Below are 26,230 nucleotides of genomic sequence, written 5' to 3' on the forward strand. Positions count from 1 at the left end.
GCATTGCCTGACTGGCGATTGCGGGGCTCTTTTTGCCCGAAAAAAGGATCGTCGATCATGAAACAGTTCCGCTACCTGTCGCTTGCCGCCCTCCTCCCCAGCCTTTCTTCTCACGCGCTTGAGGTGGATCCTGGCGATTACGAGCCGCTCCCCGTCGGAGCGACCATCGGCGTGGTCTACTACCAGCACGCCACCACGGACAGTGCCTATGCCCAGGGTCACAAGACCAGCTCCGATTTCAACCTGACTTCCGATATCGGCATTCTGCGTCTGCTGCACGTCTACCAGTTGAGCGAGCGGCTGACCATCGAGCCCCAATTCCTGTTGCCTTTCGGTCATGTCTCGGGCGGTGGTGACGCTTCTGGTCTAGGCGACGCCAGCGGCATCGGCGACCTCATTCTCACCGCGCCACTCAAGTACCGTCTCAACGACGCCAACGACACCCTCGGTGCGACCGCCTACTTGTACGTGCCGACTGGCGACTATGACAAAGACGACGCGCTCAACATTGGCGAGAACCGTTGGAAGGTTGATCTCCAGGCCGCTTACGTCAAGCACTTCACGCAGAAGTGGGCCATCGACCTCGTCGGCGACGCCATCTGGTACGCAGACAACAATGACTTCGGCGCCAGCTCCGCCCGCCGGGAGCAGGACGTTTCCTACGGTGCTCAGTTAATGGGGCGCTACATGCCCGACGAGACCACGGCGCTGGCTATCGGCTTCGGCCACAGTTGGGGCGGGGAAAACCAGATCGATGGTGTCAACCAGGACGACAGGATGGAAACCACCAACTTCCGTATCACGGCCAGGAAGTTTTTCACCGCCAAGGACCAACTCCAAGTGCAACTTGGACGCGACCTTGCGGTGGAGAACGGCCCCAAAGAAGACTTTCGCATGAACCTGCGTTACGTCAGGGTTTTTTAGACCCGCCCGTCTCTACCACCCGTTGTCCTTATCAACCAAGCGTGTGCCCAACGGCGCGACAGTTGGCTAATGAGATGCCTCTCACCCGAAACGGAGTAACCAGACAATGACCGACCAGCAATCCACCATGGAACAACAACCCTCCCTCTATACCCGTCTTGGCGGCTATGACGCGATCTATCAGTTCGCAGGCGCCGTGTTGAGAAAGACAATGGGACACCCCGCCATCGGGCACATCTGGGCCCATATGTCGGAATCGACGTTCCAAAAGGAACACATCAATTTTGTCGATTTCCTTTCCGAGCACTGGGGTGGAAGCGCCAAATACCGGGGTAGAGACATGGTCACCGCGCATCGCGGGATGGGCCTGACCGAGGTGCACTGGCAAGCGGTGCTCGATTGTCTCGAGGCATGCTACGACGACTACGGCCTGGCCCCGGATCTGCGCAAAGAGGTCAACGACTTCCTCATCAAGTTCAAACCGGCGGTGATCGGGAGCCCCTCCTATCGGGACGTCGTGCTCGCGCACCCGGAAATGGACCCCGCCAAAGGCATGAGAAGCGTTGGGGTTGTCTGGCCAAAACCCGGGAAGTCATCTCGGAAACAGACCACGCCTGAATCCGAAGACTGATACCCCGGCATAAGCCTGAGCCACAGCAATGGAGGGCGACCGTGAAGGGGCAAGCGAGTCCCGCTCAACCAAGCGACTGTCCTCCTCAGCCAAGCGCTGCTCAATCTGTGGAGATAGCTTGATACCAGCCCCGAGCACGGCTCGCCAAGAGTGCGCACCGTGCCCGGGCATCCCCGAGATGACGTTTGAACAGACATTGCCAGCCCCTACGGGTTGGCACAGGAACAGGACACCCCATGGCCATCATCCGCCCGACTCTCGAACACGTGCAGGATCTCGCCAGCCGCCTGCACATACAGCTGACACCCGAGCAAGCCAGCGAATACCTGGCGCTTATGCAATCCAGTTTCGATGCCTACGACCTGGTCGATGAGTTGCCAGACTTCATCCCTCCAGTGCGCTACGAGCGCAGTGCTGGTTACCGCCCTTCAAGCACGGATAATCCGCTGAACGCCTGGTACTACAGAACCGAGGTGATGGGCGCCAGTTCGGGCAAGCTTGCCGGCAAGACGGTCGCGCTCAAGGACAATATTTCTCTGGCCGGTGTCCCGATGATGAACGGTGCCGCACCACTGGAGGGTTTCGTACCGTCGTTTGATGCCACCGTGGTGACGCGTCTGCTCGACGCAGGAGCAACCATCCTCGGCAAAGCCACCTGCGAACATTACTGCCTCTCCGGTGGTAGCCATACCTCGGACCCCGCGCCTGTGCACAACCCTTTTCGCCATGGTTACACGACGGGCGGTTCGTCTTCGGGCAGCGCGGCGCTTGTGGCGACGGGCGCGGTCGACCTGGCTATCGGTGGCGACCAAGGCGGTTCCATCCGCATTCCTGCCGCATGGTGCGGCATTTATGGAATGAAACCGACCTGGGGTCTGGTGCCTTACACCGGGGTCATGGCGATCGAGTCAACCTTCGACCATGTCGGCCCCATGACGAGCAACGTACGCGATAACGCGCTCATGCTCGAAGTGATGGCCGGCGCCGACGGGCTCGACCCTCGCCAGACCGCCCCCAAGGTCGATGCCTATTGCGATTATCTGGAACGAGGCGTGACCGAACTCCGGATCGGGGTTCTCCAGGAAGGCTTCCAACTCGCCAACCAGGATCCACGTATCGCAGAAAAGGTCCGCAGCGCTATCGCCCGGCTCGAAGCTTTGGGCGCGCGGGTCGAGGAGGTATCGGTCCCCGAACACAACCTGGCGGGGTCGTTATGGAGCCCTATCGGTTGTGAAGGCCTGACCATGCAAATGATGCACGGCAATGGCGCGGGTTTTAACTGGAAGGGGCTGTACGACGTGGGCCTGCTGGACAAACAGGCCGGTTGGCGCGACCAGGCGAACGCATTGTCGCCGTCACTCAAGCTTTGCATGTTCGTCGGCCAGTTCGGTCTGGAGCGCTACAACGGTCGCTACTACGCCAAGGCCCAGAACATTGCGCGCTTTGCCCGGGCGGCCTACGACAAGGCACTGGACACCTATGACCTGCTCGTCATGCCGACAGTGCCAATCACCGCTCAGCCGCTCCCGGAACCGGGTTCTTCAATCACCGAGACCGTCACGCGTGCGTTGGAGATGCTTGGTAATACGGCCGCTCAAGACATTACGGGGCACCCCGCCCTGTCGATCCCTTGCGGCCTGGTGGACGGACTGCCCGTGGGGCTGATGCTTGTCGGAAGACATTATGCCGAAGGCACCCTCTATCAAGCGGCAGCGGCATTCGAGGCTTCTGTCGATTGGCGGACGTTGTAGACCTGCGCATCGCATTGGCGAACGAACACCGGCAAGTAGCACTGAAAGTGAGTATCAACTTCAGAGGAGCCAAGACATGAGCCATACCCACGAACATCATCACGATCACGACCACACCGAGCCCCCCGAGGCCATCGCCTTGCGTGTCAAGGCACTCGAATCCCTGTTGATCGAAAAGGGCTTGGTCGACCCCACCGCCATGGATGCGCTGGTGGACACTTACCAGCACAAGGTCGGCCCGCGCAACGGCGCCCAGGTGGTCGCCAAGGCCTGGTTCGATCCCGATTACAAACATCGGCTGCTGGAAGATGCCACCGCGGCCATTGCCGAACTGGGTTTTTCCGGCGTGCAGGGCGAAGACATGGTGGTGGTGGAGAACACTGCGACCGTGCACAACGTGACGGTCTGCACGCTGTGCTCCTGCTACCCCTGGCCGACCCTGGGCCTGCCACCCGTCTGGTACAAATCCGCGCCCTATCGGTCACGGATCGTCATCGATCCGCGCAGCGTGCTGGCCGAATTCGGCTTGATCATTCCCAATGACAAGGAAGTTCGCGTCTGGGACAGCAGTGCCGAGTTGCGCTACCTGGTATTGCCGGAACGTCCGGCGGGTACTGACGGCTGGAGTGAGGAACGACTGGTCGAGCTGGTGACGCGCGACGCCATGATCGGTACCGGACTGCCTAAGAATCCGGATCAAGTAGCCTGAACCTGAGAAGGAGAAAACCCATGAACGGTGTACACGACTTAGGCGGTATGCACGGTTTCGGCCCAGTGCTTACCGAGGAAAATGAACCGATCTTCCATCACGACTGGGAGCGCAGGGTCTTTCCGCTGTTCGCCTCGCTCTTCGTCGGCGGACACTTCAATGTCGACGAATTCCGACACGCCATTGAACGCATGGAACCGGCTGAATACTTGCAGTCCAGTTACTACGAACATTGGCTGCATGCCTTCGAGAACCTGCTGTTGGAAAAAGGCGTGATCAGCACTGGCGAACTGCAGGGTACGGCCAAACCAACCCCACCGGCACAGCCCGTCACGGTTTTAACACCGGACATCGTCGAGGCCGTAGTGCTCGGCGGCGCCTCTTCCCGGGCAAAGGAACCCGTCGACGGCCGCTTCCGGGTCGGTGACCGGGTGCGGACGAAGAACCTCAACCCAACCACCCACACCCGACTGCCCCGCTACGCGCGCGGCAAGGTCGGGACCATCGAGATTGCACACGGCGCGTTTGCCACCCCAGACACGATGGCCCACGGTCTAGGCGAGCAGCCCCAACAGGTCTATGCCGTTCGCTTCAGTGCGACAGAACTGTGGGGAGTGGCGCGACCGGACAGCGTTTGCATTGATTTGTGGGACAACTATCTGGAGGCCGTATGAGCGCCAGCCTGCATCACATCCCCCCAATAGCCGGCCTGTCTTCCGACGATGAGGGCCCGGTGTTCGACAAACCTTGGCAGGTCCAGGCGTTTTCCCTGCTGGTACACCTGCACCAAATCGGTCTATTCCCCTGGAAGGACTGGGTGCAGGTATTCAGCGACGAGATCAAGGCTAGCCCGGCGCAACCCGGAGAAAGCGTCAACGACACTTACTACCGGCAATGGATCACAGCGATGGAAAGAATGGTCACCGCACTCGGTTTAACGGGTATGGAAGACATCACCCAGCGCACCGAGCAATGGCAGCAAGCTTACTTGAATACCCCCCATGGACAACCGGTGACGCTGCTCAATGCGAGTTGCCCACCGGCCTATGGAAACGGCCACGAACACCTGCCGCGGCACGAGCCGGTAGCGATCAGCCGGGCCACCAGTTGAGCCCGGAGTCGTCCTGTTTTTTACTTTCGAGGTCGCGAAGCGGCCAAGGGGCAATCGTCATGCATATCGAACCTAATCTGGTGGAAGCTGGAAAACTCTGGCTGAGCTATGTCACTGCCGCGGGTGCCGGCGCCTACACCCTCAAACTCGCGGCCCAAGCCATAGGCGAGCGTGGGGTCTTCTCGCTGGCGGCTCGCACTGTCACTGCCACGGCCCTGGTATTCAGCTTCTTCGAGCTACTACCGCACCATCCAGTCGGCGTCTCCGAAGTGCATCTCATCCTGGGGTCAACGCTGTTTCTGCTGCTCGGCGCCGCACCTGCGACAGCGGGTCTAGCCCTGGGACTGCTGATCCAGAGTCTGTTCTTCGCGCCATTCGACCTGCCGCAATACGGCATGAACGTCACCACCCTTCTGGTACCGCTGTTCGCAGTCGCCGCCCTGGCGAAACGCATCATCGCGCCAAACACGCCGTATGTGGAACTGAGCTATAGACAAGCGCTGGGGCTGTCGACCGCCTTCCAGGCCGGCATCGTCGCCTGGGTTGCCTTCTGGGCCTTCTATGGACAAGGCTTCACCGCAGGAAACGCCCTGTCAATTCTGACCTTCGGCAGTGCCTACATGACCGTCGTCACCCTCGAACCGCTGTTGGACCTGGCCGTGCTGGCCGGTGCCAAGGCAACACATCGCCTGCGTGGCAGCGCGCTGATCGAGCGCCGTCTGTACCAGTCCGCCTGAGTCGACAAACTCCAGTCCAGGTCAGACAGTCCCCGAGCATTCGAAGACCGGAATGCTCGGGTCATCAAGAACCAGAACCGCCCCGAAACCTCGTGAGTAAAACTAGAGGTATTTGATGTTTTTCAGAAATAGCACCCGCAAGGAATTGAAGCTGCTCGGCGAACGACTGGAACAACCCGACGGCGAGGAAGTATCGATAGCGGCGAAGGATTCGTCACTGCGACGGGTACTGGCCGGCATCGAACGCCTGCTCGCCGATCGCACGGCGCTCCGGGCCAGCGTGGTCGACCTTAATGCTGAACTGCAACGCCTCAAGCTTCAGCTGGGTGAGTACGAAACGCAGTTGCACGATCAAGCGCAACTTTGGCAATTGGCGGCTTGCGGGTCGGGTGATTTGCTCTGGAAATTGCAGTTCAATGGCAGCCTACAGCCCGCCCGCGATGCAGTACTGCAATGGTTCGGCAACCTGCCCACCCAAGCGGATCTCCCCGCCTATCTTGGCCCCTGGAACGATTGTCTTCACCCTGACGACCGCCAGGTCAACCTCGAGGCCCTGGCTCGTCACCTGGCCGATCGCAGCGGGCACGCGCCCTACCGGGTGGAGGTGCGCCTCGCGAGCCACTCGGGAGAATACCGCTGGGTCCGGATCGTCGGCGAAACGCTCCGTGACGAACGGGGGCTGCCACAGATCAGCGTCGGGATGCTGCGTGACATCCACAGACAACGCTTGCAAGACGAAGAATTCGCGATGCTCTCGGCCCGCTTCGAGATTTCCCGCGAATGCATTCAGGATGCACTCTGGGATATCAATATCATCGCAGGCGATCCAGCCAATCCACATAACGCCATCTGGTTCTCGTCACAGATGCGTCGCCTGCTCGGCTACGAAACCATCGAAGAATTTCCCAATGTGTTCGAAAGCTGGTTGTCTCGCCTGCATCCCGAAGACAGCCAACGGGCCGTGCAAGCGTTTGTCGAACATGTCACCGACCGCTCCGGCCAAACACCCTTCGATGTGACCTACCGCCTCAGGCACCGCAACGACGAGTACCGTTGGTTCAGAGGCCGGGGTCAGACCCAGCGAAGCAACGACGGCACGCCCTTGCGTACAGTGGGGGCGATCACAGACGTGCACGCCCATCGCGAGGAAAGCCAGTTGCGTCAGACTCAGGAACGTCAGCATCAAGCGATGCAGGAAAACCTCGCCAAGCTGACGCAGATAGTCGCCGCCATCCAAAGCATCGCCAAACAGACCAATCTACTGGCCTTGAACGCGGCGATAGAAGCGGCCAGAGCCGGTGAGGCCGGAAGGGGTTTCGCAGTGGTCGCCGACGAGGTCCGCAAGCTGGCCACCCGCACCAGCCAGGCCACCCAGCAGGCGGCCGACATGATCGAGAGGTACTGAGTTCAAGCTGTGCATCCATTCTCATTAGATTGAAGGTGTGGCCTGCGCGTAAATGCCCGGGCCACACCGCAATTCAAACCAATTCAGCTAAAGAGGCCGGATTGAAGCCCATCAAATCCGCGTAATCGCCTCTTTCCACCTTGGCGACCCAATCCTTGTCACTCAGCAACACACGCCCTACTGCAATCAGATCGAACTCTCCGCGCTCCATACGCTCAATGAGCCGATCCAGACTCGCGGGGGTTGAGCCCTTTCCGGCGAAGGCGTTAGTGACATCATTCTCCAGCCCAACCGAACCGACGCTGATGGTGGTGGCGCCAGTGACTTTCTTCGCCCAGCCCGCGCAGTTCAGCCCGTCCTCACCGTCAATTTCGGGAAACTCAGGTTCCCAGAAACGGCGCTGCGAACAGTGCAGGACGTCGACACCGGCCTCGACCAGTGGCAACAACCAGTCCTCCATCACCGCCGGCGTTTCAGCAACGCGCACCCCGTAGTCCTGTTGCTTCCACTGGCTGACGCGCATGATGATCGGGAATTCAGGGCCAACAGCCTGACGAACGGCAGAGACGACCTCACTGGCAAAACGCGAGCGTTCCTTGATTGTCGGGCCGCCGTAGCGGTCGGTGCGCAGATTGCTACCAGACCAGAAAAACTGATCGATCAGATAACCATGGGCTCCGTGGATCTCAACGGTATCGAAGCCCAGTCGCTTGGCATCCGCTGCGGCCTTGGCGAAGGCGGCTACCGTGTCGGCAATGTCCTCTTCACTCATCGCCACGCCACGCAGGTCACCTGGCGAAACAAGGCCCGACGGGCTTTCAACGGGTGCATCTGGCTCCCAGTCGTTGATGTAACGCGTGGAGCCGGTGTGCCAGATCTGCGGAGCCATGCGCCCGCCAGCCGTGTGGACGGCATCGATCACGTTCTTCCATCCAGCCAGCGCCGCTTCGCCGTGAAAAAAAGGAATACCGGCATCATTGCGCGATGCCGGGCGATCAATCACGGTGCCTTCCGACAAAATCAACCCGACACCTCCCTCTGCCCGCCGCCGGTAATAGGCAGTACTCGCGTCACCCGGGATGCCCTCGGGTGAGAACAGACGCGTCATCGGCGCCATGACAATGCGGTTTTTCAGTTCGAGCGACCGGATGGAAAAAGGACGGAATAAGATGCTGGTATCGAGGATCGACATCGGATGGACTCCATTTGTTTTCGGAGGCCATAAAGTATATTTTGTAAACCTGATGTCAATTAGGCACTTAAAGTCGCCTAGGTATACGTGAGGAAACTCCAATGCTGGAATTAAAGCCGCAGTGTTTTTCGTCGGAGTGCCCAAGCCGGGCGTTGTTCGACCAGATCGCGGATAAGTGGTCAATGATGGTTCTGGCAGTGCTTGATGACGGGCCGCATCGCTTTAACGCCATCAAACGTCGCCTGGAGGGCGTCACCCAGAAGGCACTTACCCAGTGCCTGCGGCGGCTGGAACGCAATGGTCTCGTCTCGCGCCAGATCATTTCGTTCTCGCCCGTGGCAGTGCAGTATGAGATCACCTCATTGGGTCGAACACTGCAGCAGCCATTTCGCGAATTGCATAAATGGACGCTCGACAAATTGCCCGAGGTTGAAGCGGCCCGGTCGAAGTTTGACGAGGCCGCGGAGCTTAAGGTGATGGAGTGATTCGGTTAGCCGCGCAAACTACAGTTTATAGTTCAACGTCATCAGGGCATTACGCGGCGCTCCGTAACTGACAGTATCGAAATCGCCTTTCTGGGTTGCATATTTTTTATCGAACACATTGTTGACATTGATTGATAGGTCCATGTTCCTTGACAACTCATAACGTGCCATCAGTGACGTCAGCGCATAGGGATCTTGTTCCGCTACCCGTGTGCTCGTACTGCTGCTTAAGAAGCGGCTTTGCCATCTGACGCCTCCGCCCAAAGTCAACTTTTCCAACATGCCAGGTAATTTGTACGTAGTGAACATCTGAGCGGTAGTGCGCGGTACCTGTGCGTTCAGCCTGGCGTCGTTGCCATCCTTGGCAGTGAAGGCGGCGACGCCAGCGTAGATGTTCCAATCGCGAGCGACTTCACCTTGCATGTCAAACTCAATCCCGCGGGATTTGGTGCCGTCAACCCCTTTGTAAGCCTGCGCACCGGCTGGCGTAAGAAGACTGCCATCCGGTTGTGCAGCATTGTCCAGTTCAGTGTCGAACAATGCGACAGACGCATTCAATCGCCCCTCCAGGTATTCAGCCTTGACGCCAATCTCTTTCGTCTTGCCTTCCGTCGGCGTGAGGACATTGCCATTGCTGTCTCGGAACGATGTTTGCGGGTTAAATATGCCGGTATAACTGATATAGACGGAATACGTACTATCAATCTCGTATATCAGACCTGCGTAGGGCGTGAACTCGTTACTCTTTTTATAATTGAATGGCGTCCCACCTGCGGTCTCGTCGATCTCGTACCGACTGAACCGACCTCCGACAACCAGTTTCAATGGGTCGGCCAATGAGAATCTCGCTGTGCTATAGAAGCCGCGCTGTTTAACCTCGGTATCGGTCGGCACAGACGCCATTGAATCAAAGTCGGGCTTGGGGAAATGATTATTCCAATTGTAGATATTGCCGGGCGTGAACCCTACAAAAAAGGGACTGATATCGTCTTTGTTCGAGGTATACCGAGAACTCATAGCGCCTACTACCAGATCATGTTGGCGCCCCATAAAATCGAAGGGACCGCTCGTCATCACATCAAAGGTGTTTTGACGGCTTTTCCCTTTGCCGGCCAACGCAACCGGATAAGCGCCATTAGGGAAAATACCTAATCCAGTCTCCTGGTCGGGTGTACCAAAGCCGCCCAATAACTGGGAGTCATACTTAGTGCGGTACTGGTTCACCATACTGTGAACTTTCCAACCGTTATCAAACCGGTGTTCAAGTTCGGCAAAGGCAGTCTGCCGGGTGCTGTCCCAGCGATTCCAGTCCGCGGCCAGGGATTTGGAGCGCGACCATTCTGCCTCTGAGCCGTTGCTGAACCAGAGAGGAACACCGCCCCATGTCGGTCGCTCAGGGGAACTGTTCTGATAGTCGTACCCTATATCCAAGGTGGTGTCTTCGGTGAGATCTGCCTCAATGATCCCGTAGAAAGCTTGCTTTTGTGTTTGGTAACCATCGATGTAGGAGTGACCATCGTTATTGACCCCTACCATACGTGCTCGGATACGACCGTCGGTTGTCAACGGTACGGAAATATCCCCCATCTCTCGGAAATTGTCCCAAGACCCCGCACTGATAGAAGTGGAGGCCGAGAACTCTGGCGTTGGTCTTTTGCGCACCAAGTTGATCGCAGCTGACGGATTACCCGTGCCGGTGAGCAGCCCGTTAGCCCCGCGCACAATTTCGACACGGTCGTAAAATGCCGTTTCCAGATCGCTGATTCCGCTGCCGTTTATGACATCGCCGATGACGGCGGGTATGCCGTCATACTGGATGTTGTCGATCAGAAAGCCTCGGGAATAAAAACTCGTACGTTGGCTATCTGATTGGTAAGACGAGATGCCAGTCGTGTTCTCCAGCACCCCCTGGACTGTATCCAGCTTTTGATCGTCCATGCGCTGATGTGTTACCACGGAAATGGATTGCGGCGTCTCCCGCAACGTCAGCGGCAAGCGAGTCGCGGCCGTGGTTTGACCGATGGTGTAAAGTCCCGTCCCTTCCGTCGGGGTGGTATCAGGTGTCCTCGTCCCGCTTATCGTCACCGATGGGAGAATTATCACGCCTTGAGACTGAGTGCTCTCATCGGCTTCGACAGGGTCCTGCGCCATTACACAATTCGAACTGCCTAAAAGCACCAACAGCGCTGCAGTAACCGGATTTTTCAGCAAACGCTCAGGCACGCAAGGACGCCTCTCACCGCAGTAAGTCAACGAACTCCACATCAGCCATTCCTTATCAAGAAAAAAACAGACAGCGGCCGACCGTCAAGAGACGGGTTTGAGAAAGGGCCGACAACTCAACCGGCGCCAGGCCGGAGAACAGAAGTGACAAATCAGTCTCAAGTGAAACTGATTTGCATTCGTTGTCGCGCAATCTAGCAACAAGCCGCCGTTGCCAGATATCGAAGGATGGCCAGATTATTTTCCAGTTCAGCCAATGTCAGCGATTGGCCGTTTTCCTTCCGCCACGAGGATTGGTCAGGTTCGGATAGATGGCCTACAAGCCATTACAGGTCGTCAGGAAACAGGATTGACGGCACCGGCAATGATTCACCTGAGATGAGAGCGCTGGCTGAGCGTGCGGAGAGATATTGCACAGGCGGTTTGCCTACGGTTTTGCGGAACATCGTGATGAAACCACTGGGTCCCTCATAACCGAGTTCCAACGCAACCGATTGGACGCTCTCGCCCCTGGTCATGCGTTGCAGTGACACAATCACATGCAATTGCCGACGCCAACGTCCAAAACTCATCCCTATTTCCTGCAGCAAAAGGCGACTCATGCTGCGCTCACTCATGCCAATGCGAGTAGCCCACTCGCGCACCGAAACCTTAACAGCAGGGTCGGCCAAGAGCATTTCAGCGAGCCTGCGCAGACGCGTGTCGCGAGGCATCGGCAAATGCAGGTCCTCCACGGGGGCTGCCGACAATTCGTCCAGCAACGTTGCGATCAGGCGGTCTTCGCGCGCGACATTGACAGCGTCTCCCGAGAACGCCGCCGCCTTCAGCAGCAACTCGCGCAACAGCGGTGATACGCCAATTGTGCAGCAGCTTCGCGGAAGATCCGGAGCGGCATCAGGTTCAACAAACAGGCAATAACATTCTGTTTCTCCTGAACCACGTGTCGCATGTGACAAACCACCGGGTATCCATACGGCACATTGGGGTGGAACGATCCAGACGCCATCTTCTATTTCACAATTAAGGATGCCGCGCACGGAATAAAGCAGTTGCGCCTTACGATGTTGATGGCTGGCCTGCTCCCAATCCTTGCTCACCATCGAAGCGCTGAGGGCAACGACAGGCCGGGAAATGCTGTCGACGTCCCAAACAGTCACCGTGTCTCTATTGGCCGTGTTCGCCATAACAGGTGTGCGCCCCACGCTAATCCCCTCAAAACGGCTGATTTGAACAATATTGTGGCCAGACTGTGCAATTAAGCCGACTCGCTTGCAGAGTATCCTGAAACCGCGGGACATCACAGAAGTTTGGCAACGTGTCGAAGGACTATAGAAATGCGTATAGACGCCACACAATTTCCGTTCGTTTGGATGCAAAGAGCCACACTGGGCCATAGCCAAGAAGAGTCTCTCGCCGAGTTCGAAGCCGTGCTTGCTCGCAATGAGCCCTTCGTATTGATCAGCAATGAAGGTCTGGACAAGGAGCAACCGGAACACTCGCCAGAGGAACTGAAACAAATGACCCTGTGGATGAAGCGCCACAAAAGCGAACTCAAGCGTTATGTCAAAGCCTCGATTCATATCGAATCAAGTCTCGCCAAACGGCTGGCAGGCAAAGCGTTCGCAATCATGTATGAAAAATTTTGGGGTTATCCCATGCTCATCGCAACCACTGAAGATGAAGCCTTGGCGCTGGCGCAGAAATTATTGAAAAAATAGCGGCGTACCTGCACGCCGCTACTCATCAAGTGGAACCGGAGATGTTTTATAGCAGCGAGATAGGGTAATTGATGAAAATCCGGTTTTCATCAAACTCATTCGTGCTGAAGTCCCGGCGAATCGACGCATTGCGCCATTTCACGTTGAGGTTTTTCAGCGCGCCGCTCTGCACGGTGTAGGCCAGTTCGGTTTCGCGACCCCATTCCTTGCCGTCGTCAACGGTGGCGGTGTGCACATTGTCGCCGCTGATGTAGCGGTTCATCAGGGTCAGGCCCGGCACGCCAACGGCGGCGAAGTTGAAGTCGTGGCGCAGTTGCCAGGATTTTTCCTTGGCGTTGTCGTAGCTGGAGTTGTAGCTGTCGTTGGCCAGGGTGCCGCCACTGGTGCCGTTGACGCGCATCCAGGCATCATCGCCGCCGACTTTCTGCAGGCCGACATAAAAGGTGTTGCCGCCGTACTTGGCCGAGAGCATGGCGAACGCGGTTTTGTTGTCCAGGTCGCCGGCCAACGCACTGCCGTTTTCCTTGCCGGTGAAATAGCCGAGGTTGGCGCCCAGGGTCCAGTCGCCGATGGGCTGGCTGTGGGTCAGGTTGAAATATTGTTGCTGGTAGATGTCGGACAGTTCCGCGTACCACACGCCGACCTGGGTGTGTTTTTCGTTGAAGGCGTATTCACCGCCACCGAAGTTGAAACGGTCGGAGGTGAACGCGCCGCGGCCGTTCATGGACATGTCCTCCATGCTCGCGTCGTTGCGCGGGCTGTTGGCGCGGAACTGGCCACCGTACAGCGTCAGGCCGCTGATTTCGGTGGAGGTCACCTGGCCGCCACGGAAGGTTTGCGGCAGGGAACGGCCATCGTCGGAGCGCAGGATCGGCAGCACAGGCATCCACTCGCCCACTTTCAGCTCGGTTTTCGACACCTTGGCTTTCAGGGCCACGCCCAAGCGACCGAAGTCATCGGCGGGGCGACCGTCGTCATGCACCGGCAGCAATTGCGTACCTGCCGTGCCACGGCCGCCGTCGAGCTTGACTGAGTACAGGCCCAGCACGTCCACGCCGAAACCGACCACGCCCTGGGTGAACCCGGACTTGGCGTCGAGGATGAAACTCTGGGTCCATTCCTCGGCCTTGCCCTGGGCGTTGTTCGGGTTGGTGAAGTTGCGGTTGATGTAAGCGTTGCGCAAATTGAGGGTGGCCGTAGCGCCATCGACAAAACCGCTATTTTGATCGGCTTGAACAACAGCTGACGAACCCGCGCATAACGCAAGAGTCAGACTGATGAGCGATGGATGTGCAGGCACGCCGCGGAGAGTAACCGGGTAGCGCATGATGTTTCCTCACAATGAATTATTATTGTTTTTTGTTGCGATTTTTAGCTCGTGGCAACGCATGCACAGACAGCCCGAAGAGCTAACTTCCGAGCGACCGAAGAAGTTATTTATCTAGCCCGTTATTGAGCAACTTGATAATTGTCTAATATCGCCGTAAGCAAAACCCGAGCGTGCGCAGACGCGAGCTAAACTCAATGCCTGTATTGGCACGCTCGTGAGGAATTGCATGAGAACAACGACTGAAAGTTAAAACGTACTCGAACGCTCGGCGATCAACCCGCACTCCCCGGCGTTTTGCAACGTGTGTATTCCAATTGATAAAGCGTGGTTTCCGGTCCCGTCGATTGCCCCTCCAACAGCCGTTGCAGCTCGGCCACAAAAGACTCGCCGGCGACGCGAACGTAGTCAGGCGCACAACCTTCGATCATGACGATCCAGGCCGGTATCTGGGTCCCTTCGGCGCGGGCCTTTTTCTCTGCGGTTTCAACCTTGCTCACGGCCTCATCAGCCACACACAAGTGCACGCCTGTAATACCCTGTTTATCCGCCAGGGGAGGCAGCACGCGCTGACGCAGTGCATCTGATACCGATTTATGTTGCCCTTCGACAACATCGAAACGGACCGTTAACAAATACGCGCCCTGCCCCACACCGCTGGAGTAAGTGACTTCGCAAATGGATCGCGCGACATTGCGATAGGATTTCACCGACTGCTGGGTCCACGCCGTCGGCGTGTTGAGACGCGATAAATAATCCTGCCCGCCCAACACCTGCACGGAATCAGCCTCATAGAGGTTGAAATAGGTCGGTCCGGCATCCAAGGCGATGTACCGGCGCCCGCGCAAAAAGCCCGGAATTCCAGCCCGCTCAGGCATGTGCTCACGGTTATGCCACTCATAGAACTCGTCCCGCGCTTCGGGCAAAAGATCATGCCAGATCGCGACTACACCTGTTCCTGCAAAGCTCATAGCGTTTTTCCTTTAGCGATAGTCAGTCAACATTGGGGTGGCGGCCCGCGCCCCATGCAGCCCCCATTTCAGCAACGTAAGGAACCACGGTCTGAAATTGTTCACCCAATCCCTGGCCACCGACACGCATGGTGTCCCCTGCCTTGAGGAATACCGGTGGTTTCTGCCCGAGTCCCACACCTGGCGGCGTACCGGTAATGATGACGTCACCCGGCATTAGCGGCATGAAGCGACTGAGGTACGCGACAATATGGGCAACGCTGAAGATCATCGTGCGGGTATTGCCGGTCTGGAGACGTTTGCCATTCACGTCGAGCCAGAGGTCAAGTGCCTGCGGATCGGCAATTTCGTCACGGGTGACCAGCCAAGGTCCCAGAGGCGCGAAAGAAAAACCGCTTTTGCCCTTGGTCCACTGGCCTTCGTACTCAAGCTGATAAGCCCGCTCGGAAACATCATTGGCCAGGCAATAACCAGCAATATGATCCAATGCCCGCGACTCATCGATCTGCCAGGCAGGGGTACCGATGACAATGGCCAATTCGACTTCCCAATCCAGCTTTTGAGCGCCCGTTGGCAAGATGACCGGGTCATTGGGTCCGCTGATGGATGCGGTGTGTTTATTGAAGACCACCGGTTGGCTCGGGATCGGCGTATTCGTTTCAGCCGCGTGATCGGAGTAGTTCAGACCAATGCAAATCAGGTTCGGTACGCTGCCCACGCACGGACCAAGACGCGTGCCAGGCGCCACCACGGGCAGCTTTTCAACGTCGACCGCGCGCAGCTTTTCAAGCACTGACGGGCTCAGGGCCGACGCATCGATATCATCGACAATGCCCGAGAGGTCCCGAACGATCCCTTGCGAATCCAAGATTCCCGGCTGTTCCTGCCCCGGTAAACCAAAACGAACTAAGCGCATTTGTTACTCCTCCAGCGTTGAGAAATGGACAGACAATGAGCCTGCTTCGCCGAACTGAACATGCAGTGGCTGGTTAACGGGCACATCGAGAACACCTGCATAGGACCCTGTGATAATCACCTGCCCTGCTTGCAGCCCTATCCCTTGTGTAGACAGAAAATTGGCCAGCCAGACGATCGGCAACAACGGATCCCCGTCCGGATGGCGGCCCTTGATACTCACGAGCTCCGACGTTGCATCGCTCAGGGTGATAGCCAGTTCAGAGGGCATGCTGGCAGTGTTCGACAGCGTGATTGGCGCCCCCAGTACCAGGCCATGATTGAATAGACCATCCGCGAGCAATTGCTCGAACGGCAGTGTGTGTGGATCGGTATAACGGCAGTCGATCACTTCCAATGCCAAGCGCACGTCGCTGATCGCAGCAGCGATCTGTTCAGCGGTATAAGGCTCGACACGTGCCGGCAAATCATGGGCCAGGACGCACGCCAGTTCGGGCTCGATGCGCGCCTTATCGGCGTCAGCGGCCAGTCGATAACGTTCACCTTCTACGATGCTGTCGCTGTAGATCGGGGCGACGATCCACTTGCCAGCCGGCGGTAACGCGCACTTCCAGCCTCCCACGGTTTTTCCAGCCAACAGGCCCACGTGTTGCTGAATGGCAAAACCTTCTGCGAGGCTGCTTGGCAGGTTCGGGCCAGGCAAGGATGCCAGCCGAACCCCCTCCAGCCGTGCACGGACCAAAGCGGCAGCGGCGACTTCCAGCCCTGCCCCCGACTCGGCCCCTAGAGGAGCGAGTTGGCTCATACGCTCTCCGAATGCACGTTGTTCTGGCGCGGCCAAACCGTACCCAGCTTGTTGGCGGCCTCTTCCAGCAGGGCATGCAATTCTTCATAGCGTTCGGGCTGCATGCGCAATACCGGGCCGGCGATACTCATCGTGCCGACCACAGTGCCGGACGGAACCAGCTTGACCGGTACGGCAATCGCCCAGACACCCGCCTCGGCTTCTTCGATGACCAAGCCATACCCGCGCTTTCGGGTCAGTGCCAGCTCGGCCAACAAGCCTTCGATGCTGTTGATCGCTTTCGGCCCGTGCCCAATCCCGGTATCAGCCTTCCCCAGCCCGCTGCGCAGCGCATGCTCAATGGCCAGCTCATCAGACATCGTTGCCAGCCAGGCTTTGCCATTGGCGGTTGCATAGAGATTGATCGGTTTATCCATGGCCGGTGAATACATAAGCCCTGGCGCGGCGCCTTGGGCCGAAGACAACCAGGACAAGGTGCCCTCGTTGACCACTGTCAGCCGCACCAACTCATGACATTGAACAGCCACTTGCTCGATGATCGGCTGGACCAACTCAGGCAAGCCAATGCCATGTAAATAGCGTTGCCCCAACAGTGCCAGCTTCAGTGTCAAGCGGTACTGCGACGTGGCTTCATCCTGCTCCGCCCACCCTTGCTCGACTAACTGAGCAAGCACTCGATGGGCGGGCCCCTTCTCCAAACCCAGCTCGGCAGCGATATCGGACATTCGCATCCAGCGAGCCTCACGGGCCAGCAGTTCAATCGCCTCCAGGCAACGGTCAACAGCACCTTTAACGACTCTCATATTTTTCTCGACTTATCTTTGACAATGAGGTGGATTCGAGCAACATTGTTCGTACTGGAACCGTGTTCCAATAGTATGCAGGCGTCCCCGGATAAGTCAAACCCGCTTGCACAAGGTTGGCCTTATCAAGACAGAGCGGGCTACGGGGTATCCGGGACGTGGGACGCCTGAGGGAGATAAAACCGAACCCTTCGGGTCCGGCTCCTTATCCATAACAAGCGCCTGTGCATGTTCAATCTTTGCGGAAGAACGCCCAATGCCTCTCACCACCCTGCCTTACCTACAGCAATCCGCGGGCAGCAAGATTGTGCATCATGGCTCGCAAGCCGAAAGTCCAGGGCGCAGCTTCATGGCTGTAGGTGACGGTGTTGCGCAGTGTGCCCAGCAACGGACTGCCGATGCTGACCTCATCACCCTGCTTATGAGTGAAGCCGCTTCCTGGCTCCTCACGGTCCTGGGTAGGTGCAAACAATGTCCCGAGAAAAAGCATGAAGCCATCCGGGTACTGGTGATCACCGCCGACCGTCTGGGCCACGAGATCCAACGGGTCACGGCTGATCAGGGCCATGGAACTGCTGCCTTCAAGCGTAAAGCCGTCGTCGCCCTGGACGTGCAAATCCACGACGCAATTGCGCACGTCATCGAGCGTAAACGCTTCATCGAACAGACGAATAAACGGGCCGATCGCACAGGACGCATTGTTGTCCTTGGCCTTGCTCAACAGCAGTGCGCTGCGGCCTTCGAAATCACGCAAATTGACGTCGTTGCCCAGGGTAACGCCATGCACTTGGCCTCGACTGTTCACCGCCAGCACGATTTCCGGTTCCGGGTTGTTCCATTCAGACTTGCGATGAATGCCGATTTCGCTGCCGCTGCCCACTGCGGCCAGAACCGGTGCCTTTGTGAAAATTTCCGCATCCGGGCCGATACCGACTTCCAGGTATTGCGACCACATGCCTTGCTTGATCAGCACAGTTTTAAGGCGCATCGCTTCTGGCGAGCCCGGTTTGATTGCCCGCAAGTTGTCGCCTATTGCTTCGTGCACCAAGCGGCGAACACTTTCAGCTTTGGCTGCATCGCCTCGGGCCTGCTCCTCGATGACCCGCTCAATCATGCTGGACGCGAACGTCACCCCGGCCGCCTTGATGACTTGCAGATCCGCCGGAGGCAGCAGCGATGCCTTGCCGGGATCGGCATGGCTGCCGGTGTTCCCAAGCAACGCGTCGACAGTCCCGATGTACCTGCCTGGCGCCTGACGAACCGCCAACAACGGCGAGGTGTGTTCCAGCAGTTCGCTGATTGTCGAAAAGGTTTCAGCAAGATCGAACACACCTTCATCGCGCAGCACCACCGGCGAGGGGCCGGCAATCGCACCCGGGATCCAGGCACGGCCGATCAGCGTTCCGGCCAGGCCATCCACTGGCAGTGTGTTTTCGCGCGTCAGTTTCAAATTCGCCATGGAGCTTCCAGATCAGTCGGCCATCAGAGCCGTAAAACTAATGGACTGCCCCCGTAAATCCCAATGAAAGAAACTCACTCATCAATGCTGTTTCGTTATCGACAGACAAGGCCTTATCCGATGGAAAACGATCAAATTACTTTTGGCAGTGTCAGCCGATGGCTGAAGATCAAACATTTGGTACTGGTCAATAGCTTGGCCAAGACCCGCAACATGCACGTAACCGCAGAGCACATGAATGTTACGCAGCCGGCCATCAGTAAATTGCTGCGCGACCTGGAAGTTCTCCTCGGTTTTCCGCTGTTTGAGCGTCAAACGCGCAGCCTGGTTCTTACCGAACTGGGGGAGTTCGTAGCCCGTTATGCGCGTATTACCTTGGAGGACACAGAGTCGTTCGTCGACCAAGTCAACAAGCTGCGTAAAGGCGGGCATGGTCATTTAAAAGTCGGCACTATTTTCGCCGCCACATCCGTGGTGCTGCCTGAAGCCATTGCCAGCATAAAACGGGAGCGGCCCCTCCTTTCTATCGAGGTGATCGAACAAACCAGTAACCATCTGCTGGAGATGCTCGAACAAAAGAAACTCGATTTGATCATCGCGCGCTTCACCGATGAGGATTGTCAGCCTTTCGAATTCACATCGCTGGGACCTGAACCCTTTTGCCTTGTCGCGAACAGCACACATCCCTTGTGCCGACTCGAGGAGGTCCCCACTGAGGCACTCAGCGAATGGCCATGGGTCATGTACCCCTTCAATACGCCGATCCGACAACGCATGGAGCGCGCTTTCAGGACGTTCAAGATCGCCCCGCCGACCAACACGGTGGAGACCATTTCCATGCAAACCTTCCTGCAATTACTTCAGTCCGGGCCAATGCTCGCCATGCTCCCCGAGTGCATGGTCCAGTCACAGCTGCAAAATGGGCAGCTTCAAATCCTCAACACGCCCTTCAAAGTTGAATCCCAGGATTACGGGGTTATCACTCGCAAGGATGAGCCCCTGTCAGAGCCGACACGGACGTTTATTGCGACCTTGCTGGCATTCGCCAAACAGCGGCAAACGACTACAGAGAAGAGACACCGCAGCCAGTTCAGAAAAAGTCGATGAGGCAAAGTTATCGAGCAATCGAAAGCTCTCATTAGGCAGCCATTTCCATGAATCCTATAGTGCCGGCACAAAAGTGCGGCGCTACTAGTGACCGCCCACCCCCCAGCAGCCCGTGAGGATGCGATGGAACTGATCATGAAAACCGGCGCAGCAGCTGTGTTGCGCTTGAACCCGCTGGACGATGTGTTGATTGCACGCCGACCGCTACTCGCTGGCGAAGTCCTCGATCAAGAAGGCGTGACTGTCCGGCAAGCGATCGTGCCGGGCCATAAAGTGGCTTCCCGCCGTATCGAAGCCGGTAAACCGGTGAGGCGCTATGGGCAAATCATTGGTTTTGCTGTTGTCGACATAGAAGCAGGCGAGCACGTCCATGTGCACAACCTGGCGATGGGGGAATTCACTCGAGATTATGCTTTCAGCGTCGATGCGAAGCCCAACGTCAAGCCGAGTGAAGCCCCGTCGTTCATGGGTATCGTACGTCCGGATGGACGCGTCGCGACACGCAACTACATCGGCATTCTTACATCAGTGAATTGCTCTGCCACAGTCGCCCGGGCCATCGCCGACCATTTTCGTCGGGACATCAATCCCGCCGCACTGCAAGCGTTTCCAAACGTCGACGGTGTTGTCGCTCTCACGCATTCCGCCGGCTGCGCCGTTGATCCCGCCGGCGACGGCTTGAGCATGTTGCGCCGGACATTGGCCGGCTATGCGACCCACGCCAACTTTGCGGCCGTGCTGGTGATCGGGTTGGGCTGCGAGACGAACCAAATCGACTCATTACTCACAACGCAAGGACTCACCCGTAGCAATACCCTACGCACGTTCAACATCCAGGACAGTGGCGGTACATCCAAGGCCATCGCCAGTGGCATTGACCACGTGAAGCAATTGCTTGGCGAGGCCAATCAGATTCAGCGCGAACCGGTCAGCGCTCGCCATCTGACCGTCGGGCTTCAGTGCGGCGGCTCGGATGGCTACTCCGGCATTACTGCCAACCCAGCGCTGGGCAACGCGGTGGATCGCCTGGTCGCCTGCGGCGGTACCGCGATTCTCTCCGAAACCCCTGAAATATACGGTGCCGAACACTTGCTGACACGACGGGCTGTGAGCCGTGAAGTCGGCGAAAAACTCATCGCTCGCATTCATTGGTGGGAACAGTACTGCGAGCGTATGGGAGCCGAACTGAACAATAACCCCTCTGCCGGCAACAAGGCAGGTGGCTTGACCACCATTCTGGAAAAGTCGCTGGGCGCGGTGGCAAAGGCGGGTTCGAGCAACCTGATGGATGTCTACGAATACGCCCAGGCCGTCACGGCCAACGGGCTGGTTTTCATGGACACCCCAGGCTATGACCCGGTCTCGGCAACCGGTCAGGTCGCTGGTGGTGCGAACCTGATTGCGTTTACCACCGGGCGCGGATCGGCCTATGGCTGTGCCCCTGCCCCGTCAATCAAGCTGGCGACCAATAGCGCCTTATGGGCGCGTCAACGTGAAGACATGGACATCAACTGCGGCGAAATAGCCGAAGACACGTTGACCATCGAGGCATGCGGTGCAGCGATCTTTGAAACCATGCTGCGCATTGCCTCGGGCGAACGCAGCATGAGCGAACAACACGGATACGGACAAAACGAGTTCGTGCCTTGGCAGATCGGCGCCGTCACCTGATTTTCAGTCCTGGGGACGCCTTGCCCTTCTATCACATGCACATTCAACCTGGAGACAACCATGTCCCTCATCACCGGCCAGAACTTTATCGGCGGTCAGCGTAGCGCCGCCGGCACCATCATCGTCAAGAGTGTGGATGCCAGTACGGGGGAAACCTTACCCTATGCGTTCCACCAGGCGACTGCGCAAGAAGTCGAGGACGCGGCTCATGCAGCCCACCATGCTTTTTCCAGCTACCGCACCCTGAGCGCGAGCAAACGGGCTGAATTTCTCGATGCCATTGCGCAAGAGCTAGAGGCTTTGGACGATGAGTTCATTGCGCTGGTTTGCCGTGAAACAGCACTGCCTGTCGCTCGCATCCAGGGCGAACGCGCACGTACCAGCGGTCAGATGCGCTTGTTTGCAAACGTACTGCGGCGTGGTGACTTCTATGGGGCCCGCATCGACCTGGCGTTACCCCTTCGCAAACCGTTGCCGCGCCCTGACCTTCGCCAGTACCGCACCGCAATCGGTCCGGTTGCAGTGTTTGGTGCAAGTAATTTCCCGTTGGCTTTCTCCACGGCTGGCGGCGACACCGCTTCGGCCCTCGCGGCGGGTTGTCCGGTGGTATTCAAAGCCCACAGCGGCCATATGGCCACTGCAGAACAGGTCGCCAACGCGATCATCCGCGCGGCCGAGCGCAGCGGCATGCCCGCCGGTGTCTTCAACATGATTTATGGCAGTGGCGTAGGCGAAGCCCTGGTAAAACACCCGCTCATCAAGGGCGTTGGTTTTACCGGTTCACTCAAAGGTGGTCGAGCATTGTGCGATATGGCCGCCGCTCGCCCCGAGCCCATTCCAGTCTTCGCCGAGATGTCGAGCATCAACCCGGTCGTGATCCTGCCTCAGGCGCTCGCGCTTCGAGCCGACAGTATCGCTCACGATCTTGTCGCCTCGGTGGTTCAAGGGTGTGGGCAGTTTTGCACCAATCCCGGGCTGGTCGTGGGTATTCGCTCGGATGCTTTCAGTGCTTTCCAGGACCGAGTGGCAGCGTTGATCAACGACCAACCGCCACAGACAATGCTCAATGCAGGCACCCTGCGCAGCTACGCGGCTGGCTTGCAGAACCTGCACGCGCACCCCGGCATCGCGCACCTGGCTGGCAGCAACCAACAGGGTCACCAGGCCCAGCCACAGTTGTTCAAGGCCGACGTAGCGTTGCTGCTTAACGGCGACAAGGTTCTTCAAGAAGAAATCTTCGGCCCCACGTCCATCTTCATCGAGGTCGCTGACCAGGTCCAACTCAACTCGGCAATCAATGCCCTTCACGGACAATTGACCGCCACCTTGATCGGCGAGCCAGAAGACCTTGCGCAGTTCATGGAGTTGACGGCTTTGCTGGAGATGAAGGTTGGCCGCATCCTCATCAATGGCTACCCAACAGGTGTCGAGGTCTGCGATTCAATGGTGCACGGTGGCCCTTATCCTGCCACGTCCGATAGCCGTGGCACTTCGGTCGGCACCTTGGCCATCGACCGCTTCCTGAGGCCCGTCTGCTTCCAGAACTACCCCGACGCGTTGCTTCCCGATGCGCTCAAGAACGCGAATCCGTTGAACATTTCGAGGCTCGTCGACGGCTGTCTTTCAAGAGATCGCTTGTAGTTCACCCTCCTAGCAACCATTCGTTCTATTGCATGGGCGGGCTCCAGCGTGCCCGCTCGGCGTGGCGACGCACCCCGCAGATAACCAGCGCCATGCCTTGATCGACCAAAGGAACTCCCTTGACAAGGCGGCGATTCTGGTAACAGAATTACTGATGGAACGACGTTACAATAACAACAATCGAGAATCCGGAGACATGTCATGAGCCAAAGCATTCAAGGCGATCCACACTCCAAACGTCAGTCTAAAAAGGCCGCAGCGAGCGGCTGGATAGGCTCAGCGCTGGAGTACTACGACTTTTTTATCTATGCCACTGCGGCAGCGCTACTTTTCCCACAGCTGTTCTTCCCGTCAGACAACCCGACGGTTGGGATCATCATTTCGCTGGCCAGCTTCGGCGTTGGTTATATCGCCCGGCCACTAGGCGCTGTAGTCCTGGGGCACATGGGCGACCGCCATGGACGCAAGACGGTGCTCGTCTACTGCATGTTCCTGATGGGCGCGTCGACGATGTGCATCGGTCTGCTTCCTACCTATGCACAGATTGGTATCTGGGCACCTGCCCTATTGATACTGTTGCGCCTGATTCAAGGTTTTGCGGTCGCGGGTGAAATGTCTTGCGCCAGTTCCATGATCCTGGAACATGCGCCTGATGGGCGTCGCGGTTACTTCGCAAGTTTTACCCTTCAAGGCGTCCAAGCCGGGCAACTGCTAGCCGCTGCGGTTTTCCTGCCTCTTGCCCAGTTCATGCCAGCCGATCAGTTTGCTTCTTGGGGCTGGCGGATTCCATTCCTGCTCAGCGCAGGGGTGCTCGTCATGGGGTGGATCATCCGGCGTCAGGTTCATGAGGCTCCGATCTTCACTGAGGCGCAGACACAGACCAAGCCCCGCAAGCTACCTGTGATCGAAGTGCTCACGCAGAGTTGGGGCGATCTGCTACGTGTCATCTGCATGGCGCTCTCTGCGGTACTTGCAATCGTCGCCTCTGTATTCGGTGCGACCTATGCCGTGCAACCCGCCTATGGCATTGGATTTCCTTCTGGCTTATTCATGTGGATACCGGTGCTAGGCAATATATGCGCAGTTATCCTTATCCCCTTCGTCGGTAAGCTCTCCGATAGAATTGGCCGCAAGCCTCCGGTGATCGTTGGCGTTCTGTGCGGCGGTATATTGTCATTTGGCTACCTCTATGCGATCAGCATTCACAATATGTGGCTTTCGCTGGTTCTATCGCTGCTCATGTGGGGTGTGGCTTACCAAGGCTTTAATGGTGTGTTCCCAAGTTTGTTCCCGGAACTGTTCCGTACACGGGTACGAGTTACCGGCATGGCCATTGGACAGAACATAGGCGTGGCATGCACAGCGTTTCTGCCGGCCCTTTTTGTATCCGTAGCGCCTCCCGGTAGCGACAATATCCCTCTGAAAATTGGGGCACTGACTTTTGGTATCTGTGTAATCTCCGCTATCGCCGCTATTACTACCCGGGAAACCTTCCGGATTCGTCTGAAAGACCTCGGTGACCCCAATGCTGTCCCGATGTCAAAGGAGGAATACGAAGAGGTGCGGGAAAAATCCAATACCAAGTTGAACGCCAAAGCCTCCGATCAAGCGTTTAAAAAAGCAGAGCCAGTGATGCGCTCCTGACGGCCGCCCTTTCACCACCGCCATGCTGCTCAGTTTTTTGCACAGGACTTCGAGCAGCATGGCAGTGATACGCACGCCCGTCAGGGGTGGATTCCGATATCTACATACCGGCAACTGGCGTGCAATAGCCAATACAAGTAGGTTGACATGCATCCACGCATCACAGGCACCACGCGAATATATGGATTGATAGGCGATCCACTCAAGAGCGCCAGGTCTCCAATGCTGTTGAATAAGCTGTTTGCCGAAGCACAGGCTGACGCCGTCTGCATTCCTTTGGAAATCGGTGCGGGGGGGCTGGCTGAGTTTGTCAAAGGCGTGCGAGCCGTGCGCAACCTCGCTGGACTTCTGGTCACCATGCCGCACAAGCAGAGCATGCTGGACATCGTGGATGAGCTCCACCCTACTGCGCGCCAGATCGGCGCAATCAACGTCGTTCGTTGTGACAATGACGGGCGCTGGGTGGGCGCTGTGTTCGACGGACTTGGCTGCGTAGCTGGCATGCAGCGCCACGGAGTTTCCCTGGAGGGAAAATCTGTTCTGCTTATAGGCGCTGGCGGCTCGGGACGGGCAATCGCGTTTGCCGTTGCCGCTGCTGGCGCACGATCACTGGTCATTGCAGACCTGGATCCGCACCGCGCCTCGGACCTTGCGCACCGCGTTGCCAAAGAGGGTCCGTGTGCTGTGTATGCAGGCCCGGCAGCCCCCGCAGGTCACGACATCGTTATCAATGCTACCCCGCTCGGCATGAACCCTGATGATCCAATGCCTATAGACGCAACGCGACTGGACCCAGCGACGGTGGTGGTCGATATCATCACCAGGTCAGAGCCGACTGCCTTGCTGCTCGAGGCGCAATCGCGCGGCTGTCAAACCCTCAATGGCGAGCCTATGCACGTAGGTCAAGCCCTGCTGGCATTGAGTTTTCTAGGTTTCGAAGATATCGAGCGTCGCTACTCGACCGGATTATAAGAGGTCCCGTACAACCTGCCCCGGCTCCC

23 protein-coding genes and 2 pseudogenes are annotated in these 26,230 nt (G+C 57.7%); 16 read left to right on the top strand and 9 right to left on the bottom strand.

The window, feature by feature from the left end; genetic code table 11:
• The first annotated feature begins 57 nt into the window (after positions 1-57).
• The 9 genes and pseudogenes from V7773_RS01250 to V7773_RS30315 form a co-directional block, all read left to right on the top strand.
• Positions 58-924 (top strand): transporter, encoded by an 867-nt coding sequence (locus V7773_RS01250; RefSeq protein ID WP_092346639.1) that lies wholly within the window; start codon positions 58-60, stop codon positions 922-924.
• A gap of 106 nt (positions 925-1,030) precedes the next feature.
• Entirely contained in the window at positions 1,031-1,555 is a 525-nt protein-coding gene (locus tag V7773_RS01255) for a group I truncated hemoglobin (RefSeq protein ID WP_092412946.1), read from the top strand.
• Between the two features lie 236 nt (positions 1,556-1,791).
• Positions 1,792-3,306: an amidase gene (locus tag V7773_RS01260; protein ID WP_336071831.1), complete on the top strand. Its 1,515-nt coding sequence runs from the start codon at positions 1,792-1,794 to the stop codon at positions 3,304-3,306.
• Positions 3,307-3,382: 76 nt separating this feature from the next.
• On the top strand, positions 3,383-4,015 hold the full coding sequence (gene nthA / locus V7773_RS01265) for a nitrile hydratase subunit alpha (RefSeq protein WP_336071833.1): 633 nt from the start codon (positions 3,383-3,385) through the stop codon (positions 4,013-4,015).
• A gap of 20 nt (positions 4,016-4,035) precedes the next feature.
• On the top strand, positions 4,036-4,689 hold the full coding sequence (nthB, locus tag V7773_RS01270; RefSeq protein ID WP_336071835.1) for a nitrile hydratase subunit beta: 654 nt from the start codon (positions 4,036-4,038) through the stop codon (positions 4,687-4,689).
• Entirely contained in the window at positions 4,686-5,126 is a 441-nt protein-coding gene (locus V7773_RS01275) for a nitrile hydratase accessory protein (RefSeq protein ID WP_336071837.1), read from the top strand. The genes nthB and V7773_RS01275 overlap by 4 nt, the downstream gene beginning before the upstream one ends.
• Positions 5,127-5,185: 59 nt before the next feature.
• A complete protein-coding gene (locus V7773_RS01280; RefSeq protein WP_336071838.1) occupies positions 5,186-5,863 on the top strand; it encodes an energy-coupling factor ABC transporter permease in 678 nt (225 codons plus the stop codon).
• A 115-nt stretch (positions 5,864-5,978) separates the two neighbouring features.
• A pseudogene (locus tag V7773_RS01285) lies at positions 5,979-6,971 on the top strand (PAS domain-containing protein); the annotation flags it as partial.
• A 30-nt stretch (positions 6,972-7,001) separates the two neighbouring features.
• Positions 7,002-7,262 (top strand): annotated as a pseudogene (locus V7773_RS30315) (methyl-accepting chemotaxis protein); the annotation flags it as partial.
• Positions 7,263-7,341: 79 nt separating this feature from the next.
• Here V7773_RS30315 and V7773_RS01290 read toward each other — a convergent pair.
• On the bottom strand, positions 7,342-8,460 hold the full coding sequence (locus V7773_RS01290) for an NADH:flavin oxidoreductase (protein ID WP_336071842.1): 1,119 nt from the start codon (positions 8,458-8,460) through the stop codon (positions 7,342-7,344).
• A gap of 101 nt (positions 8,461-8,561) precedes the next feature.
• Between V7773_RS01290 and V7773_RS01295 the strand changes: the two genes are divergently transcribed.
• A complete protein-coding gene (locus tag V7773_RS01295) occupies positions 8,562-8,945 on the top strand; it encodes a winged helix-turn-helix transcriptional regulator (protein ID WP_336071844.1) in 384 nt (127 codons plus the stop codon).
• An 18-nt stretch (positions 8,946-8,963) separates the two neighbouring features.
• Here V7773_RS01295 and V7773_RS01300 read toward each other — a convergent pair whose 3' ends face one another.
• Both V7773_RS01300 and V7773_RS01305 read right to left on the bottom strand, forming a co-directional pair.
• Complete coding sequence (locus tag V7773_RS01300; protein ID WP_336071846.1) at positions 8,964-11,168, bottom strand: TonB-dependent siderophore receptor; 2,205 nt, start codon at positions 11,166-11,168, stop codon at positions 8,964-8,966.
• Positions 11,169-11,494: 326 nt separating this feature from the next.
• A complete protein-coding gene (locus V7773_RS01305) occupies positions 11,495-12,352 on the bottom strand; it encodes an AraC family transcriptional regulator (protein ID WP_092143037.1) in 858 nt (285 codons plus the stop codon).
• 150 nt (positions 12,353-12,502) lie between these two features.
• Between V7773_RS01305 and V7773_RS01310 the strand changes: the two genes are divergently transcribed.
• Positions 12,503-12,886, top strand: a complete 384-nt coding sequence (locus tag V7773_RS01310) for a hypothetical protein (protein WP_092346666.1) — start codon at positions 12,503-12,505, stop codon at positions 12,884-12,886.
• Positions 12,887-12,932: 46 nt separating this feature from the next.
• Here the strand turns inward: V7773_RS01310 and V7773_RS01315 are convergent, their stop codons facing one another.
• The 6 genes from V7773_RS01315 to V7773_RS01340 all read right to left on the bottom strand — a co-directional run bounded on the left by V7773_RS01315 (position 12,933) and on the right by V7773_RS01340 (position 19,166).
• A complete protein-coding gene (locus tag V7773_RS01315) occupies positions 12,933-14,213 on the bottom strand; it encodes an OprD family porin (RefSeq protein WP_336071849.1) in 1,281 nt (426 codons plus the stop codon).
• A 275-nt stretch (positions 14,214-14,488) separates the two neighbouring features.
• Positions 14,489-15,184 (bottom strand): DUF4286 family protein, encoded by a 696-nt coding sequence (locus tag V7773_RS01320; RefSeq protein ID WP_057400013.1) that lies wholly within the window; start codon positions 15,182-15,184, stop codon positions 14,489-14,491.
• Between the two features lie 22 nt (positions 15,185-15,206).
• A complete protein-coding gene (locus V7773_RS01325; protein ID WP_092143025.1) occupies positions 15,207-16,100 on the bottom strand; it encodes a fumarylacetoacetate hydrolase family protein in 894 nt (297 codons plus the stop codon).
• Between the two features lie 3 nt (positions 16,101-16,103).
• On the bottom strand, positions 16,104-16,904 hold the full coding sequence (locus V7773_RS01330) for a 2-keto-4-pentenoate hydratase (protein WP_336071853.1): 801 nt from the start codon (positions 16,902-16,904) through the stop codon (positions 16,104-16,106).
• Entirely contained in the window at positions 16,901-17,707 is an 807-nt protein-coding gene (locus V7773_RS01335; RefSeq protein WP_336071855.1) for an IclR family transcriptional regulator, read from the bottom strand. The genes V7773_RS01330 and V7773_RS01335 overlap by 4 nt, the downstream gene beginning before the upstream one ends.
• Positions 17,708-17,987: 280 nt before the next feature.
• Positions 17,988-19,166 carry a fumarylacetoacetate hydrolase family protein gene (locus V7773_RS01340; RefSeq protein WP_336071857.1) on the bottom strand — a complete coding sequence of 393 codons (1,179 nt, stop codon included), beginning with the start codon at positions 19,164-19,166 and terminating at the stop codon, positions 17,988-17,990.
• 120 nt (positions 19,167-19,286) lie between these two features.
• On the opposite strand from V7773_RS01340, the gene V7773_RS01345 reads away from it, so the two are divergent.
• From V7773_RS01345 to V7773_RS01365, 5 genes are all read left to right on the top strand, one after another.
• Positions 19,287-20,273, top strand: a complete 987-nt coding sequence (locus tag V7773_RS01345; protein ID WP_336071859.1) for a LysR family transcriptional regulator — start codon at positions 19,287-19,289, stop codon at positions 20,271-20,273.
• Positions 20,274-20,396: 123 nt separating this feature from the next.
• Positions 20,397-21,944, top strand: a complete 1,548-nt coding sequence (locus V7773_RS01350) for a UxaA family hydrolase (protein WP_336071861.1) — start codon at positions 20,397-20,399, stop codon at positions 21,942-21,944.
• 60 nt (positions 21,945-22,004) lie between these two features.
• Positions 22,005-23,585, top strand: a complete 1,581-nt coding sequence (locus V7773_RS01355) for an aldehyde dehydrogenase (NADP(+)) (RefSeq protein WP_336071862.1) — start codon at positions 22,005-22,007, stop codon at positions 23,583-23,585.
• A gap of 201 nt (positions 23,586-23,786) precedes the next feature.
• The gene (locus V7773_RS01360) at positions 23,787-25,229 is read left to right on the top strand and encodes an MFS transporter (protein ID WP_092143004.1); all 1,443 of its coding nucleotides are present in this window, start codon (positions 23,787-23,789) and stop codon (positions 25,227-25,229) included.
• A 147-nt stretch (positions 25,230-25,376) separates the two neighbouring features.
• A complete protein-coding gene (locus V7773_RS01365; RefSeq protein ID WP_092143001.1) occupies positions 25,377-26,201 on the top strand; it encodes a shikimate dehydrogenase family protein in 825 nt (274 codons plus the stop codon).
• Positions 26,202-26,230: the final 29 nt, after the last annotated feature.

It is taken from the genome of Pseudomonas sp. 3JA (assembly GCF_036961705.1).
GTDB classification, from domain to species: Bacteria; Pseudomonadota; Gammaproteobacteria; order Pseudomonadales; family Pseudomonadaceae; genus Aquipseudomonas; species Aquipseudomonas fluorescens_Q.